This is a genomic window from Bartonella sp. MU37NMGALS, from assembly GCF_042194015.1.
Classification (GTDB): Bacteria; Pseudomonadota; Alphaproteobacteria; order Rhizobiales; family Rhizobiaceae; genus Bartonella; species Bartonella grahamii.
Genome location: NZ_JBHIML010000003.1, coordinates 108,176 through 126,454 on the forward strand (window position 1 = coordinate 108,176; position 18,279 = coordinate 126,454).

Annotated in this window: 8 protein-coding genes; 3 read left to right on the forward strand and 5 right to left on the reverse strand. The window is 37.0% G+C overall.

What is annotated here, in order from left to right; genetic code table 11:
* Positions 1-1,494: 1,494 nt before the first annotated feature.
* From dapE to ACFIJP_RS03055, 3 genes are all read right to left on the reverse strand, one after another.
* On the reverse strand, positions 1,495-2,667 hold the full coding sequence (dapE, locus tag ACFIJP_RS03045; RefSeq protein WP_375625479.1) for a succinyl-diaminopimelate desuccinylase: 1,173 nt from the start codon (positions 2,665-2,667) through the stop codon (positions 1,495-1,497).
* Between the two features lie 208 nt (positions 2,668-2,875).
* Positions 2,876-3,637: a M48 family metallopeptidase gene (locus ACFIJP_RS03050; RefSeq protein WP_375625480.1), complete on the reverse strand. Its 762-nt coding sequence runs from the start codon at positions 3,635-3,637 to the stop codon at positions 2,876-2,878.
* A 3-nt stretch (positions 3,638-3,640) separates the two neighbouring features.
* Positions 3,641-4,450, reverse strand: a complete 810-nt coding sequence (locus ACFIJP_RS03055) for an alpha/beta hydrolase (RefSeq protein WP_375625481.1) — start codon at positions 4,448-4,450, stop codon at positions 3,641-3,643.
* Between the two features lie 195 nt (positions 4,451-4,645).
* Between ACFIJP_RS03055 and infC the strand changes: the two genes are divergently transcribed.
* Both infC and ACFIJP_RS03065 read left to right on the forward strand, forming a co-directional pair.
* The gene (gene infC, locus ACFIJP_RS03060) at positions 4,646-5,164 is read left to right on the forward strand and encodes a translation initiation factor IF-3 (RefSeq protein ID WP_375625482.1); all 519 of its coding nucleotides are present in this window, start codon (positions 4,646-4,648) and stop codon (positions 5,162-5,164) included.
* A 533-nt stretch (positions 5,165-5,697) separates the two neighbouring features.
* Positions 5,698-7,470, forward strand: coding sequence for an ABC transporter ATP-binding protein (locus tag ACFIJP_RS03065; protein WP_375625483.1), 1,773 nt, complete (start codon positions 5,698-5,700; stop codon positions 7,468-7,470).
* Positions 7,471-9,708: 2,238 nt separating this feature from the next.
* Here the strand turns inward: ACFIJP_RS03065 and ACFIJP_RS03070 are convergent.
* Together ACFIJP_RS03070 and ACFIJP_RS03075 are read right to left on the reverse strand one after the other, a co-directional pair.
* Positions 9,709-14,367: a translocation/assembly module TamB domain-containing protein gene (locus ACFIJP_RS03070; protein ID WP_375625484.1), complete on the reverse strand. Its 4,659-nt coding sequence runs from the start codon at positions 14,365-14,367 to the stop codon at positions 9,709-9,711.
* Positions 14,367-16,331, reverse strand: a complete 1,965-nt coding sequence (locus ACFIJP_RS03075; protein ID WP_273722402.1) for an autotransporter assembly complex family protein — start codon at positions 16,329-16,331, stop codon at positions 14,367-14,369. Before ACFIJP_RS03075 ends, ACFIJP_RS03070 begins: the two co-directional genes overlap by 1 nt.
* A gap of 406 nt (positions 16,332-16,737) precedes the next feature.
* Between ACFIJP_RS03075 and ACFIJP_RS03080 the strand changes: the two genes are divergently transcribed.
* Positions 16,738-18,270: a YifB family Mg chelatase-like AAA ATPase gene (locus tag ACFIJP_RS03080; RefSeq protein WP_273722401.1), complete on the forward strand. Its 1,533-nt coding sequence runs from the start codon at positions 16,738-16,740 to the stop codon at positions 18,268-18,270.
* Positions 18,271-18,279: the final 9 nt, after the last annotated feature.

The window sequence follows — 18,279 nt, forward strand, 5'->3', positions numbered from 1 at the left end:
ACCTTAAAAGTAGAGAAACGTATGGATAAAAAAGCTATAAAAAAGAAGTAAAAAGGCCTCTTATGAACACCCTTAAGTGCTAAAAGCTATCGCAATATTTTGAGCTAGAAAGTGTGTGGTGGTCTAATTTTTTTTTCATAAACGTAAAGATGGCGAGGCACTGTAGACTTTATACACTTAACGGAAAATTTTATATTACACTATTCATAAGCACCGTAATGGCACGAATGTGACAAATATTGAGAAAATTTCTTTAAAACAAGTATGTGAATGCATAATACGATAATGTATTGTTTTTTATGAAATCGTGGCACCATTTAAAGAACCAGAGAAATGAGCATGAAACCATGTATCAATCTCTAATTATTTAAAAAGGTATTACTCTAGATAATTTTGAAAACTGTAAAACCGAATAAAAAAGGAGAGTAAAAAAGCACACTGATTTTCACCTTTATACCTTTATATTTTCCCTCAATCAGGTTGTGGTTGTATGTCTGTTTCAGAGATTACAAAAAAATAGATATACACAATACTTTTATCCTATTCTGGTATATAAAAGCTGTTGTCGCAAAAAAATACTGAACCAATATTTATTTGAGATACGCGGCTGTATGATTGGTATTGATCTATAAGTCACAGCAAAATCATGAGTTTTATTAAAACAAATAATGCACTCAAATGGCAAATATATCAGATATGAATCGAGATTATTTTGTTAGCGAGCGAAACGACATTAATCCCATATGATTTTATTTGTATGCATACATGCTTATGAGTGTCTGTACGCGTCCTTTAAGGTTATTTTATTAAAAAATTGAGAAAAATACTAGGCTAAAGAAGTCAACGTGATGCTACAAAAGAATTTCTGTGTATCTTTATCATAACCAATATTAAAGCTGATTAAATGAGCTCACCTTCTATCTCGTAATGATTTTGCAACAGAAGTTCTTGGGAACAAAAAGGCAGGGCAAAATATATGAAGTCAAACAAACTTAAAACGCGTTTCCTATGGACTTTACTCTAAGAGAGGCTAATTGAAATAAGAGGTACCTTTTATGAGAGTGCAGAAACCATATTAAGACACGAGCTATGAATGAGCGCATTTATGTTGTATGAATTTTTTACAATAGCAGCATGTTTTTGTGTGTCTTTATGGCTTCAACCGGTCATCACACAATTATGATATAATATTCATTGTTTTCCATTATGATTGCGTATTAACTTCCTTTCCAAACTTTAAAAAACAAATATTTTTAATCCAATATAGTCTGTAAACAGTTCTGCTTCTTAAAGCAGCTCCCTCTTGGCTTTCAAATTATGTAATTCACTTAACTAAAGACGCTACAGGCAAGAAGCCCAATTTAAGAAGATTCACCACTTACTCTAAAACCACTTAATATATTAAGTCTTACGAGTCTCATATCACCACACCTTAAATGGTAATATCTTATGGAACAACAAGACAAAGGTATTTTTGAACCAGCAATCATTTCTTCATGCAAAAAAATCAACAATAAAACGCTCATAAATAGTAGTAAGAGCTTCCACCGCATCAAGGGCTACACACTCATCTACCATATGCATCGTTTGCCCTGGTAAGCCAAATTCAACCACTGGGCAATAATCCTTAATAAATCGCGCATCCGAACTCCCACCTGAAGTGGAGCATTCTGGTATATTCCCTGTTACACTTTTAATAGCATTGGATAAAGTTTGAATGAGTTTATCATTTTTGGTCAAAAAAACATCCCCTAAACTTGGAATCCATTCAAGCTGATAAGAGGGATATTGATCACTATTGTTTTTTGATTGCACCAAAGCAAGACGCTTTTCAATTTCTTCCACCAGTGTTTCTTTTGTCCAAAGATCATTGTAGCGTATATTAAAACGAACTGTTGTCTGCGCTGGGATAACATTGACCGCTAAATTACCGGTGTCGATGCTTGTTAGCTCTAAGTTACTAGGTTGAAAATCCTCTGTCCCTTTATCTAAAGCAGTTTGTGTCAATGCTTGAATAAGCTTACTTGCTAAAGGCAAGGGATTAGCAGCCCGCTCTGGAAAAGCAACATGACCTTGGCGACCTCTCACGGTAATGATACCAGAAATCGATCCGCGGCGACCAATTTTGATGACATCCCCAACAGTCTTTACACTTGTTGGTTCTCCCACAAGAGCTGCAGTCCATTTTTCGCCCTTTTTTTCTGCCCATTTGAGAAGTTTGACGGTACCATTAACAGCAGGTCCCTCTTCATCACCGGTAATCAAAAAACTTACCATTCCTTTAATGGACCGTTTCTCAAGAACTCGCGCTAGCGCCGCAATAAAACAAGCGATTCCGCCCTTCATATCAACAGCACCCCGCCCATATAATTTCCCCTGATCTATGACAGCTTCAAAAGGTGAATAGGTCCATTCATCCAATGCGCCTGGTGGTACGACATCTATATGACCTGCAAACATAAGATGGGGTCCTTTATTTCCCATTTTTGCATAAAGATTTTCAACATTATCTGTATTTTTATCCGTAAAAATAGGGCGCTCAACATGAAATCCCATTTTTTTCAAAAATTGTTCCAAAGTTGATAAAGCCCCTGCTTCATGAGGTGTAACAGAAGGACAACGGATAAGTCTCTGTAATAGCTGAAGCGGATCTGTAAGAACAGGCATAAGCTCCCCTTCCCATTTTTTATAAGTCATAGCAACTTAAAGTTTTTACGCTGAATTACAAAAAAGATAAAGCAAAAACATTGAAGACACTCAGCAAACCAAGCAGGGGAAAACAATCGTGCTGAGAGCTTCAATGGCTTCCTCATTATGCATGAGCAAGTACACACACAACAAAACACTCAACAAAAAGTTCCGTTAAATATTGCCTTCATTTGAAAGTTTTTGACGCCTCTAAATTATATGAATCAAAATTAATTGCTTGCAATCTATGAGCATTTTCCTTCAACCAAGCACGATACGTTTTACTATCAGGACATAGTTCTTCACAAAGAGCCCAAAATCTTGGACCGTGATTCATTTCAACAAGATGAGCAACCTCATGAGCAACAACATATTCCACAACTTCTTTTGGTGCCATAACAAGGCGCCAAGAAAAAGAAAGACGCTTATCTATTGAACAAGACCCCCAACGACTTCTCGTATCTTTATAACAAATTGATTTGACTTTACGCTCTACTTTATGGGCATAATGTGCCACCAAAGGTGTTATAATACGTGCTGCTTGTTTTTTCAAAACGTCAGCAATGCGTCTTGGAAGGTATTCTAATTGACCATAAACGATAATTTGAGGTTCTTGTTCTGCATCTCCTGCAATAATTTCCGTTACCCCACGTCCTTCTCTATGCTTTATGGAATGGCAAACACCCAACAAAGGAATCGTTGCCCCCTCTTTGAGATAAGCATTTTCATGAGAGATTTGTACACGAGCAAGACGCGCCTCAATCCAAGACCGATGCTTTTCAATAAAACTTTGAATCGTACAGAGACTTATCGCTGGTGGTGTTGTTACACAAATCCTCTGTCCGCTCGCATCAATACGTAAGGTAAGACGGCGCGCGCACTTATTTTCCCGCACCTGTACAGGTACAGAGCGATCAGAAAAAATAAAATGCTGTTTAGAAATGCTCATACATTATATCTTCATCATCAATGAATTTGCCCCTTCTCCCGCATTAATCCGGTCAATCAATGACCTCAATACCGTTTCGAGGCAATCCAAATCTTGCGGACGAGAAAAGCGATGATCAGCATCACGAACGAGTGTCAATGTTACATCATGGAGAGGCAAATGATCAAGTAAAGTCATAGTATGCTGATAGGGTATCTCCACATCTTCCATCCCTTGTAGAATATGGATTGGACATCCAACATCTATACATCCCTTCATGACGCAGTTGTCTCTGCCATCTTCAATAAATACTTTTGTAAAGGGAACCGGCTCCGTATAACTAATCGCAGATCGTTCAATATGCTCTGTTTCTTCTAAAATTTTCCACCCCTTTCGACCCAACCCTGATTCTATCAATGTTTGTGTAAAATCAGGAGCTGGCGCAATCAAGATCATGCCAGCAAGCTTCTTATTTTTCTGTGCTAACATCATAGCAAGCTTGAGCGCAATCCACCCGCCCATAGAGGTGCCAATCAAAATTTGTGGACCCTCACAATAAGTTTCAAAAACCGCTAAACTTTCTTTAACCCAGCGTGAAATCGTTCCTTGAAAAAAATCACCACCTGATTCTCCATGTCCAGAGTAATCAAAACGTAAACAAGACAAATCATTCTTCTGAGCAAAACTATCAACCAACATCGCCTTATCCCCTGACATATCGGATAGATAGCCATGAAGCCAAACCAAACCTGGAGATTGGCGCCCCTTGCGATAGCGTACTGCAAGTGCGGTGTTCTCAAACGAAAAAAACTGACAAGGAATATTTTGATCCATAATTCTTTATCCTCCATAAAACGATTTCTTTAAATTAAAAGAAAAACTTTTATAATCTAAATCATTTCAAAAAGTAATAAATCAAATAATGAAAAAGGCGCGAATTATAGTTGTTTTTAGGCGCATAATTGTATATTAAATTAACTGTAGTTGAATCAAAGTTAAGGAGCATAAACCATTCGTAAACCGTTTAAAATGACACCTACCCAAAAAGACGGACCACGTTCAAATCAGGATATCCGGGTACCTCATGTTCAGCTTATCAATGATGAGGGGCAACATCGGGGAGTTGTTGCGATACAAGAAGCTCTTGCTATGGCTGCAGATGCGGGGCTTGATTTGGTTGAAATTGTACCAAATGCGGAGCCACCCGTATGTAAAATCATCGATTTGGGCAAATTAAAATATCAAACCCAAAAAAAAGCTGCTGAAACACGTAAGAAGCAAAAAGTCATCGAAATCAAAGAGATTAAGATGCGCCCAAATGTTGATGTCCATGATTATGGAGTCAAGCTTAAGGCTGTTCATCGCTTTATTGATCATGGTGATAAAGTGAAGATTACTTTGCGTTTTCGTGGTCGTGAGATGGCTCACCAAGATCTTGGATTAAAGCTTCTTCAGCGTGTGAAAGAAGATACAAGTGAAATTGCCAAAATCGAATTGGAGCCAAAGCTTGAAGGCCGGCAAATGATGATGGTGATAGCACCTAAATAGTTTTGCATTGGAATAATATTCGCATGCAACTCATCAGCATGGGCGTGTGGTATTTTTAGAAGCACCACATAGAGTTTTTGTGGTGCTTTTAAGGTTTTATAAATGTGTATAAAGCCTTTTAAGAGTTTAATAATGCTTGATCGACTTATAAGAAGAATTCGTTATTTTGCATATTAAATGAGAAAACTCAAACATCGTAAGGTCTTCTTATTTCAAGCTCTCTTATCATGTAATGCGGCAAAAATTTTTGTGAGCTATTTCAAGTGCCAAAGGCTATCACAATATGGAAATTGGTAAATACAATGGTGAAACTCGCCGTTACCTTTTATTGAAAATTAAAAATAATGATGAACAATAAATTTTCGTTATACCTTTCACAGAAACTTTGCACTACATTTTTCACTCTCACCGTCGTGAAATTGATATGATGAACCTTGAAAGAAAAGGCTATTTTTGTAAAAAAGATTAAGGGGCTTTTTAATTAAGAATGTTTCAATCTTGCATAAAATAATGAGAGAATATAGAAGCACTTCATGGCTAAAAAACAAATTTCCTCTTTTGACAAACATCTTATTATCCGCCTTTTACGAGAAAATTTTCGTAAACATATGCGTTGGTACAGTGCGGCTATCTTCTCAATGATCATCATTTCTTGTACCACAGCAACCAGTGCATGGATTATGCGGGATGTTGTTAATCAGATTATTGATGCACAAAATTTTCCTATGATTGTTTTGATTTCTAGCTTCATTGCTTTTATCTTTATTCTCAAAGGAGTTGCAACTTTTTTCCAAACTTACTTTCTAAACAAAGCAGGCAACAGTATCATTGCTGAACAACAGCGTAAAATTTTTGCACGACTTATGGAACAAGGAGTCTCTTTTTATCATAATAATACTTCATCTGATCTTCTTGTTCGTGTAACTCATAATGCAACAGCCGTACGTAATATAATTGATACTATTATCACAACTTTTGTACGTGATTTGCTTTCCGTTAGTGGTCTGTTGCTTGTCATGTTCATTCAAAACTTTGTGTTAATCTCCATTACTTTAATCGTAGGACCACTAGCTTTTTTAGGCGTTCGAATGGCTTTAAAACGCGTTCGCAGCTTGATGGAAAAAGAGCTCCTTTCACTTGGTGAAATTATCAAAATCGTACAGGAAACAGCTGTTGGTATTCGAATCATCAAGGCCTTTTCACTAGAAGAAGTCATGAAAAAACGGATGGACAAAGCCATTTGTGATGTTGAAAAACAAACAAACAGTATTGCAACACTCGAAGCTATTACTAATCCGATTATGGAAACACTCACGGGTGTTGCTATTGCAGGTATTATTTGTTTTTCTGGTTATCTTGCAACCCAACGCGCAGGTGTTCAAGGTGAATTTATGTCCTTTATTGTTGCCTTACTTTTAGCGTATGAACCCGCAAAAAGGCTAGCAAATGTACGTGTCAAAATTGAATCTGGCTTGGTCAATATCCGTACAATGTTTGAAATACTCGATTGTCCCCTTACAGTTATAGAACATAAAGAAGCTAAAGATCTGAATAAAACGCAGGGAACTATTCGTTTCGAACATGTTTCTTTTGCCTACACTGATAACAAAATGATATTGAAAGATATCAACCTAGAAATAGAAGCCGGAAAAATGACAGCATTGGTGGGACCATCCGGTTCGGGAAAGTCAACCCTTATCAACCTTATTATGCGCCTGTATGACCCCACAAAAGGACGCATATTGATTAATGATCAAGACATCCGTTACACAACATTTCGTTCTCTGAGAAATCTGATGGCCTATGTAGGACAGGATACTTTTCTCTTTCAAGGAACTGTTAAATATAATATCGGGCTTGGAAAAGAAGGAGCTAGTGATGACGAAATTATCGAAGCAGCAAAAGCAGCAAATGCTCATGACTTTATTATAAGTTTGCCAAATGGTTATGATACACAGATAGGTGATAATGGCTGTAATCTTTCAGGAGGACAAAAACAACGACTCGCTATCGCTAGAGCAATGATTCACGATAGCGAAATTCTGATTCTTGATGAAGCAACGAGTGCGCTTGATTCACACACCGAAGCACAAATTAATGAAGCCATTCAACACCTTACCAAAGGACGCACAACGATCATTATTGCTCATCGCCTTTCAACGATTGCTCGTGCTCATAAAATTGTGGTCATACAAAATGGACAACTGATTGAACAAGGTACTCAGAAAGAATTGCTAACAAAAGCACATGGGTTTTATAAAAAACTTCATAATATCCAGTTCAAAAACATACCTCCTAATTTCTAGATCCTTAAATAAGATTTGAAATAAAAATGGATAGAAGGTAATGCTCCATTTATAAAAAAGGCTTGTTATCAGAAAAAGTATTACTTCAATCAAGAATTGGCAAAGAATTTATGGTTTATTGGAAATAAACTTCTTGGATTTAGATGAAAAGCTTACTCGCTATTTTGTTGAATGCAATTGACTTTAACAATGCAACTTCAAAAACCCCTTTCCTTCCTCAAATAACTGTTGAAACATTCATAAGTGTTGTGAATCCTAAAAGGGAGAGCATCAAGGTTTGAAAAAATTGCCACGAATTATGATGATGAATCTGGATTAATACAACCTTTTCCCGTATTTATCCCTACACTGAAAATTGTTTTCTCCACACATCTTAAAGGACAAAGATTCTACCCAATCTGATTTGTACACAATCCAGACTTTTATTGAGTTCGTTCCACTTGATAACAACTTATGTGATTCACTTATACAAGGCTTACCCTAAATATTCACCACGTGCTTTCAAAATACTTTATCAAAAAGACTTACATGCCTTATATCACCACATCTCAAATGTCGGTCTTTTATGGTACAACAGGATAGGCTGACATTTATAAATTGTGCTGCAAATTATAGATACACTCAGCATAAAAGAAAAACATTGAAAAAATAAGAGAGAATTTATTATAAAACTTTTTTACTGTTGCAGATTGCTTTAAAGCAAGCTTTGCTGTTTTTTCTACATCCGAAACTAAAGTGATATTCCTCCAATACCTTAACTTCTTGTAGAGTTTATAAATGCACAACGTTAGTGCTTATATAAGGCTATGATTTCAATATGCAAAAAAACAGATGAAAAGTAAAATGATATTCCTCTTTCTTTTAACCACCTAAATAGAAAAATACGGCATATAACTCTGATAAATATTTTTACAAAAATATCTTTTGACCTGCATTTTAATACTTTGATTTATAATCATAATTTATTACTTTACATCTTAAATAAAAGATAAGATGTAATTTCCTTATTGTAAATTTTCTTTATATTTATGATGAATTAATCAAACGCACTTGTTGCGTGTTATAAGAGATATTGGTGTATGCATAAAAACTCTTACGATAAGCAATAAAAATACCTCTACATTTTCAAGTGAAAAGATTGTCGGCAACATGAGAAGCTGGAAAATAGAATGATAATGCCGACTTATATCCTTAATAAATACTTATACCTTTATTAATAATGGTAGTATGGATTTTATACCATTCATAAGAGATGCTTTATACCATTTCATAAGCAATCTTATGAAATAGGCTCAAGTGCAACACTCAGAAATGTTTCTTTAAAACAAGCAAATGAATTTTCAACACAATAGTGTTACATTTGGGGGTTATTTGTTATAAGGAAAGCGATCTCATTCAAAAACATAATAAATAAAAATCTAAAATAATAGGTAATGTTTATTATTAAAAAATATTGCTTTAAATGCGTTTGACAATAAAATCGAGATCTTAGAATTCTCCGCTTGCCTTACGCTTTTGTTTATCGCGTTCTTTAATGGAATCACGCCCTTCACGTAAAAACAAAATGCCATTGTGTTGCAAATTCAGGTGTTTTTGTTTAAAAAGACCTCTCTCAAAGTCTTCCCCAAGCCTATTTCGTGATAACGTCCGTGAATTGTATAACGAGAACCCCCTTACTCCCCCTATCTTTATGCTTATGGAGTAACAAAAGCCAGCACCATTCACACTATTTTGCCAATCCCTAATGTTGCGACAGCCCTTAGCTCTCGAGATGGTTCATAAGAGGCATTTTTAATCATTTCTCAATAGTTTTATCCACACAAGATTCCCAGCTTGTAACATACAAGGCTAATGGTTTTGATTGATTCAACATAAGAGAGATTCGCAATGAGAAAATCTTACGATCTTCAAAGTTCTCATTCAAGTTGAATAAAGATAAATTATCTTTATAAATCAATATATTGCACACATTGTACTTTTCAAGCAACAGCACGAGATAGGTTTGAGAACAAGGTAAAGTGTTTCTCTAAAATAAATATATAACAGCAAATAACATACTATCTTTCGTGAAGATTTTGCCCCTTTAGAGAATAGCATAAACAAAAATCGAATATTTCAAATATACCTCTTCACGCCTTAAAAAGCTTCTTCTTTTATAGGATTTCTAGTCTATGTCTCCTTCCTCAGATTTAGAAATGAGAGACAAAAAACGAAGAATTTGTTCTTTAAATTCAATCTTTAATAGTCTCTTTCATAAAAGAGACCAATACTAGAATTTTGTTCATTTCCTATGGCACCTTTAGCTTTGAGATGACGCGAAATATCTAAATTAATTGTTCCTTTCGTCGTTCCATCGGACCCTGCTTCAAAGCCCAAATAAATATTATTGTGTATGTAGCGTCCAATACGTAAGCCTGTATTACCCTTCTCATTAACGATAACATCAAGATCATCAAGCCCAATTTTAGTTCGTAAAGTATTCAACAAAGATGTATTAGAAGCACCTGCAAGATCAGCCGCTGCTGCTGCAAGTTGAGCAATCTGAAATGGTGATAATTCATTAAGAGAGCGATTAAAAATCAAACGCGCCAAAATCTCATCCTGAGGCAAATTCGGTTGTGAAGAAAAATTAATATCAAGATTATCAATCGTCCCACTTACCGTTACAGTGACGCGAATATCACCACTGTTATTGTTGGTTACAAAATAAACCGTAGGATTAAGATTACCGCTAAAACTCGCTTGCCCTTGATCAAAATTAAGACGTTGCGAAAGAATATCAAAACGTCCACGAATCATTCTAAATTCACCAACTGGATGCACATCATTCAATGGGCCTGCTAGATTAATGCGTCCTCCAAGTTCAGCATCTAAGCCTTTTCCGCGTACAAAAAATTGATTGCGTGCTGTAATACTCATATTTGATAACACGACAGATGAAGATTCTTGTGTAACTATACGGCTTTTGCTTTTGTTCGTTTTCTTAACATCAGCACGTTCAAGTGTTGTTTGAATCGATTTAGTTAAATTCTTATTTCTAATATCAAGAAACTTAGCACTTTTAAAATGATCAGGAACAAAAACTTCAGCTTTTTCAACGATGATATCACCACCAACAACAAGATCATTTAAAAAATGACCTTTCATTGTCATCTCACCTGACAATGTTGCCAGAATCATAGAACCATCATTATAATTGGCATTATCAAGATGAAATATCAAATCTGTCTCTAGACCATTAGAGATACGACCTGAAGCAGAAATTCTCCCCCCCTCAAACGAAGAAGCTGAAGCTTTCTCTATAAGGATATGATCACCATTCAATTTGCCTTCAAGCGTTATATTATTCAATCCTACATTTGTTTGTGAATCAAAAAAGCTACCGTCGCCTATAGAAATATTTCCTATCAATTGTGGCTTTGATAACGTTCCATTAAGAACTGTATCAATTCTTGCTGTACCCGTTATATGTGCACCACGCTTAGCTAATAAGAGATTAACAAAATCAAGAGGCATTATCCCTTTAACGTTTAATTTTGCCTCTGAACGATTAAGAGATACAGGCCCATGGACGGAAAGATCTAATCCTTTATCTCCAGTAGCTATCATATTTTCAATATGAAATGTCGATTTTTTATAAGAACCACGAGCATTTATATTGATTGACATTGGTCCTTTATGCGTCATAGCGGTTAAATTTTGACTAGAAAGCTCAAAATGAGCAGATGGATCCTTCATTATTCCACCAATATCAATTTTGCCTATCAGTGTCCCATCAAGCGCTTGTCCTGCAATAAAACCATTCGCCAAACGTGCAGATAAATTTTGCAAATTAATATGAAGATCAAGCGTATTTTTCTCTAGAGATACATGCCCCTGAGCTTCTGCTTGTACTCCTTCTCCTGTTAAATTTGCATTTAAAGTAAGATTTTGATCTACAGTGTTTCCCGTAGCAGAAAGAGAAAAAGGCATAATTTTTTTATCTTGAAAAGCAACGGTTGTCAGTCCCTCACCTTTTATATCGTACGTTATATCAGGTTTTTTTAAATGACCACGAATCATAACATGCCCTGTTACACTCCCTGCTGCTCCAAGATCGGCTTTCCACAGATTGACTAAAGTAGCAGGAAGCGCATTCATTGTAAGTTGCAAATTCAGGGTATCTTGAATATTCCCTGCTAAGATGATGTTGCCTCCATTTATTGCAATTCCTAATTCATTGATTGTCATTCCATCTTTATCAAAAGCAATTATGGATGGTTTCAGCAATGTTGCATGAAAAATGTGTTGTTTTAGATCCACAGTTTCAATTTGCACTTCTCGTTTTATACTGTCTGGAAGTTCCTCAACCATTAAACGACCAGAAAGCTGTGCATTGAGAGTATCATGCAACATCGCTTGGACAGTAAAAACCGTTTGTCCATTATTTCTATCGGCGTGAGCATTTAAACGATTGACCATTACCAAAGGTGTTTGAATATGTTCTGCATTGATAACTCCTTCAAACTGTGTCATGCCAAAAGGATCGAATATGTCAGCATCTATTGCCAATTTTTTTATTTTATTCTTGGAAAAATTCAAATGGCTAACATGCGCCTTCACATTGGTTTTTTGTCTGCCATTTTGTTCATCAAAAATAAAATCTCCTTTTACTTTTCCACTACCATCCTGCAAAAATAACGCTGAAAGTACGGAAATATCATCGGCATCAATATGCAACGCTCCTTTCAAAAACCCCCCAAGTTGTTGAGAAAGAGCACCCGTTATTTTTGCACTTCCCCCTCTAATATCGATATTTTCAAGTTTTCGAATTTTATGAGAATCTTTAAAAGAGGCCGATAAATGCAAAGGTTTCTTAGCAAAAATCCCTTCACCTTTTACCACCCCCGTTAAAGCAGTAACTGGTGCTGTATTATCTATAAGTGCATCTATGTTAAATGTTGTGTTTTGAAGTTTCTTCCCTACGATTAATGCTTCAGCAATATGAGCACGTGTATTTAGTTTTATATGGCTATTGCGCCCTCTCGCCGTACTTTCAATCGTAAGCGCACCGCTTATCTTTGGATCTAATTTGGACAAATCAGATATTTCAGCAGATAGATCCATTTTAGCGCTTTCATCTGAAAAATAACCATTAGCCTTTATGTTTGTATATTGATTTTTCAAATTAAAATGACGAAAAATGAAACCCTTCGTATTTCGAGTAGCACCACCTGAAAGAGTGATATTTCCTTTGAATAAACGATCAAAAGACTGCACGCCTATTTTCATATCGTCAGCCATTCCTGATAATTGGAGATCAAAAATGCCACTCAATAAATTGATCGTTCCTTTGGCTTTAATATCTGCACTACCAGAAAGTGATTGTTTACTGAACACTTCCAAAGGAGTTAATGTTTGAGCTTTTAAACCGAGATCGCCTTTAAAAACAAAACCCTCCATTGTCCCTTTTAACCAAGAAGAAAAACCCTGAGCCGTAACACTCAGATCATGAATCAAAATTGGTTTATTCGAAACAATATCCGTATCTAAATGCACATGAACCGCTTGGCTTAAATTTTCTACTAACGCTCCCTTAATTTTTTTAACCCCTTGAAGCGTTCCTTTAACCTGAACACCAACATGACGAGAAGCTGCATTATCAAGATTTTCGCTTACTCCTCCCATATCAAAAATTGCATCGCGAATATAAATATTTTTATTGCTTAAATGACCTACAACCAACCGCCCATTCCAAGATTGTTGCCCTTCGCGACCATAGTCAATGTTCAAAGCAAGAGTATTCGCAGGTTTTGATACTTCCGATACAGGTAAATGAATAGACTCCTGTTCGTTATCAAGAGCCATTTTACCATCAACAAAAAGCCGCCGCAAAAATCCATCAGCGGTTATTTCAGCATTGGCTATAACATTCATTGCTTTGCTCTGAATAACCATCTGATCAAGGTGTGTCACACCTTCTTTTGTTCTTCTTGTCTTTGCTTTTAATGTTATATCAGATTCGAAGAGACTACGATATTGAGAAGGTATTAAAGGGCTCAGTGTTCCCTCTAGTTTCGTAGAAAAACTGTGTCCTTCTGGAACACTTGCAAGAATAACATTACCATCTAAAATAGAATGATGATCGGACTCTAAAGAAAGTTTGATAACCAAATCATCAAAAGTACCATCACCTTTCACGACGAGATTTAATGCTGGACGTTGTTCAATGTTAAAAATATTCGCCAAAATACCATTTTGTGGTTCGTTAGCAGAAATATCAATTTGAGCTGTACGATTACTATCAGATATCTTGGTGACAACAGAAAAAGAACCTGGTGCATCTAAACGATGCGCCGCTATATCGACATCAAAATTACCACTAGCCAAAGTGAGATTACCTTTTAATGACATATCAGCAGAAAAACCAAAAAGATTCTGTTCAAATGTCACATGTTGAGCTATAAGCGTATTGATAGAAAGAGCAAGCGGCAATTTTGGTAAAGAGAACTTGCCCGTCCCAAGGGAAGAAACAAAAGAAGAATTGCCTTGCGGTTTTCGTAAAAATGTAACCTGTTCTGCCGAAAGCTGGTTAATGTCCATCCGCCCTCTCAGCAACGCTAGACGATTCCAATCCATTTTAGCATTGGTAATTTTAAGCCAAACCCCTTTTTTATCACTGACAGTAATAGCATCAATTGATGTTTGAGAAGACAGTGTCCCTTGTATATTATGTAAACGAACTTGACGATTGGGCGTTGAAAGCTTTCGTTCAATTAAAGAAACAAACCATGAGCGATCATCTGTTTTCATTTCGCTAGAGGGAAGAGTATCTCCTCTTTGCGCAAAAACAAAACCACCCACCAAAAAAAACAAAAATACCAAGAAGAAAGCTGATAAATGTACACCTTTTTTCATTAAAATGCTTGCCCTATACCCACATAAAAACCAATGCGAGGATCACCCTTCTCTCTCTTTAAAGGAAAGGCTAAATCAACGCGTAAAGGACCAAGACCCGTCATATAACGACCTCCTATACCGGCTCCCCATTTAATTTTTTGAGAAAAATCAAAATTTGCCTTTTCCCCTACGGCACCTCCATCAAGAAAACCGACAAACCCTATTTTATCATTTAAAGAAACACGCAATTCTGCCGATCCCTCAACAACTGCCCGTCCACCAACAACCGCATCATTTTCTGTTTTGATACCAATATTACGGTAAGCATAACCACGAACAGAGCCCCCACCACCAGCAAAAAAAAGCGTATTCGCGGGGATTTGTGCTGTATCATTCCCAAGAATTGTACCAAGCTTTGCCCGCGTAGCAAAAACAAAACGATTCCCTTCATCCAACGCCCAATAAGAACGACCTTCTGCTGTTACTTTTGCAACAAAGTTGCTAAAACGCATCTCATAAAAAGGCTCAATGAAAACTTCACCATATAAACCTTTTGTTGCATTAAGCTTATTATTACGACTATCGTAAATCAAACCGCTAGGGAAACCTATTGTTGTAAAATTACGGCTCCCAAAATAAATATCACGTGAATAACCATTTGAAACTTCTACAGCAGCCTGTCCCGATAGATTACCATTGAAAATATGTGTAATTCCTAATCTTCCTTTGATGGCCTTTGTCGTATAATTTTCTAGAACATCTTGTTGTATTTTTAATTCTGATCTGAGATCTGTATCTGGCGTGAGTACACCAGGCTTTATAAACGTACCACCGAAAAGATAATCAAAATTTTTAAAATTATACGATTGCTTTTTATTGCTACCAACACCACTTATTTTTGTTTCAATTTTAAGAACCTCTGCATGACCAAAAAGATTGTTATGCATCCAATAAGCTTCAAAACCAGCACCATCTAATGTTGAATAGCTACCGCCTACACCAAAACGACGCGGTTTACGTTCTTGTACAACAAGTGAAAGCGGTAAACTGCCATCTAGATTAATGGTATCAGCCTCACGTATATTGATAGCGCGAAAAACACCAAGGCGCGCAAGACGTTCATTTGCCTTCGCTAACGCATCGGAATCGTATTTCTGACCTTGCTTCAATCCGGTCATCCATGCGATATAAGCTGAATCTACACGTGGTTTATTACTTATATTACGCACACTTAAAGGACCATAATGAGCCTTTTGTCCAAGATCAACAACAATCCGTCCTTCAACACGCAACGCAGCATGATCAGCCACGACCTCACTTTTCATAATTTTAGCTTTGGCATAACCTTGTTGACGCCATCCTTCTATCGCCCATTTTTCTGCTTTCAAAATGGTTTCAGATTTAGCAATAGCCCCAACTTTATAGCCCAATTCTTCAATTGTGGGCATTTTATGCGCTTTACGTTTTTCAAACGGAGCTACTTTATCAATATCTGCAATACTAAAAACATATTGTGGACCGGCATTAATTGTAATAACAATATTGGATTGTGCTGGAAGTTGAGTTACCGGACTTAAATCAGCGACTTCTAAGCCATTAATTTTAATACTAATAACACCACCGTAGCGTCCATCAGCGTAAAGAGCAGAAAGAATTGCTCGATAATCTGAACGCGCCTTGGCTAGCAAACCAGAAGAACTGGCGGATGCTTTCTCTTTATCAGCAACAAGAGAAGAAACAGATTTAACTATTTTTATACCTTCTAATGGCGCGCCTGGCGGAGCAACAACATCAACTTTATAAAATCTCTCTGTACTTTTGGCATAATTTGAAGGAGAATTTGTTTTCTTTTGACCAAAAAAAGGTATGCCGAAAAAATCAAATGCAGCAAGTGGCTGTGGAAAAGCAAAAGCGAAACACAAGCCTATAAATACACAGCGCACAGTCCCTGATTTTAACAAAATTCTTGCCTGGTATACCATAAAATCAGATACCTTATAATACACTTTGCATCTACTACACTTTAAATAATATAAAAATGGGAAAGGTAAATATAATTACTTTGCACATTTTACACGTTTTATCACATCAAATAACATTCTGCGATACATAACGTCACCCTCCCCTTATATTTTCATAAAATTCTGCACTGTTGCATAACACGAACAGCCTCATTCTTTTTCCTTAACATATTTATTTAGCTTATTATAAACGTTTTATTGCGTTCCATACTATCATGGTTAAATTTGTACAAATGACTTTCCATGAGAACGCTAAAAAACTACCTACGTATATAGATCTCTCTATAAAAAAAACCATAGAGATGCTTCTTGATTTTTATGCATAGATATGATTGTCTCTACAAAGTCTAAAGGGGAAAATAAACAAATGATCGCACGTGTTACAACTGTCGCTTTTCGCGGTCTAGAAGCAGTCCCTGTGGATGTACAGGTTATGATTTCATCTGGTAAAATAGGAATGGCTATTGTTGGATTAGCTGATAAAGCAGTTGCAGAAAGCCGTGAACGTGTACAAGCAGCCCTCCACGCTTGTGGACTTTCTATGCCTACTAAACGGATTACGATTAATCTTGCACCAGCTGATTTGCCTAAAGAGGGCTCGCATTATGATTTGCCAATCGCCGTAGGCTTAATGCTTGCTATGGGAATCCTCCCTCCCGAAGTAGCACAAGACTATATCATTTTAGGAGAATTATCACTGGATGGTTCACTTACCGCTGTTAATGGTGTTTTACCAGCTGCCATGACAGCTTTATCACTCGATAAAGGACTGATTTGTCCTTTCCAATGTGGACCTGAAGCTGCTTGGGCAAATGCAGAAATAAATATTCTTGCCCCAGAGACTCTGCTCACTATAGTCAACCATTTCAAAGGAACCCAAATTCAAAAACGTCCACAACCGCGCCAATATACTATCGAAACTGAACTTCCAGATCTTTGCGAAATCAAAGGACAGAAAACAGCCAAACGTGCCTTAGAAGTTTGTGCTGCTGGACGCCATAACCTCTTGTTTGTAGGACCTCCTGGTGCTGGGAAATCTATGTTAGCGCAACGCTTACCTTCCATTTTGCCACCTCTTGATAGCCGTGAGCTTTTAGATGTCTCTCTGATTGCTTCTATTACAGGAGAAGCGGTTCATAATACCATTTCACTTCATTGCCCCTTTCGTTCCCCACATCATTCTGCTTCCATGGCCGCAATGATTGGTGGGGGACTTAAAGGACGACCGGGAGAGGTCTCCCTTGCCCATAATGGTGTGTTATTTCTTGATGAATTGCCTGAATTTTCTCCGCAGGTTCTTGATTCTCTTCGTCAACCCTTAGAAAGTGGGGAATCGGTTATCGCCCGCGCTAATCACCATATTAGCTATCCTGCTCGCTTCCAACTCATTGCCGCAATGAATCCTTGCCGTTGTGGTATGGCAGGCGAAAAAGACCATGTTTGCGCTAAAGGAATACGCTGCCAAATCGATTATCAGTCCCGTATTTCTGGTCCTCTGCTTGACCGAATTGATTTACGGATTGATGTCCCTGCTTTGACAGCTATGGACCTTATGCAACCAGAACAATCAGAAAAAAGCTGCGATGTTGCCAAACGCGTCGCACGATGCCGTACCATTCAAGCTAAACGTTTTGCAACAATGGGGTTTGATCATATTCGCACCAATGGCGATTGCCCTGCCAAAATTATAGAACAGATTGCCATTCCTGATAAAAGTGCGACCACACTCTTACGAGATGTGAGTGAAAAAATGCACCTCTCTGCACGCGCTTATCATCGCATTCTCAAAGTTGCACGCACAATTGCTGATCTTGACGAATCAGATAATCTTTCACGCTATCATCTCGCAGAAGCTATTTCCTATCGACTAGGCACAGAAAGATTAACAGCTCTTAATTAAAAAACTATT

Bases quoted from the DNA above. Each gene is read 5' to 3' on its own strand.
- dapE (WP_375625479.1), bottom strand. From the start codon at position 2,667: ATGCCTGTTCTTACAGATCCGCTTCAGCTATTACAGAGACTTATCCGT.
- ACFIJP_RS03050 (WP_375625480.1), bottom strand. From the start codon at position 3,637: ATGAGCATTTCTAAACAGCATTTTATTTTTTCTGATCGCTCTGTACCT.
- ACFIJP_RS03055 (WP_375625481.1), bottom strand. From the start codon at position 4,450: ATGGATCAAAATATTCCTTGTCAGTTTTTTTCGTTTGAGAACACCGCA.
- infC (WP_375625482.1), top strand. From the start codon at position 4,646: ATGACACCTACCCAAAAAGACGGACCACGTTCAAATCAGGATATCCGG.
- ACFIJP_RS03065 (WP_375625483.1), top strand. From the start codon at position 5,698: ATGGCTAAAAAACAAATTTCCTCTTTTGACAAACATCTTATTATCCGC.
- ACFIJP_RS03070 (WP_375625484.1), bottom strand. From the start codon at position 14,367: ATGAAAAAAGGTGTACATTTATCAGCTTTCTTCTTGGTATTTTTGTTT.
- ACFIJP_RS03075 (WP_273722402.1), bottom strand. From the start codon at position 16,331: ATGGTATACCAGGCAAGAATTTTGTTAAAATCAGGGACTGTGCGCTGT.
- ACFIJP_RS03080 (WP_273722401.1), top strand. From the start codon at position 16,738: ATGATCGCACGTGTTACAACTGTCGCTTTTCGCGGTCTAGAAGCAGTC.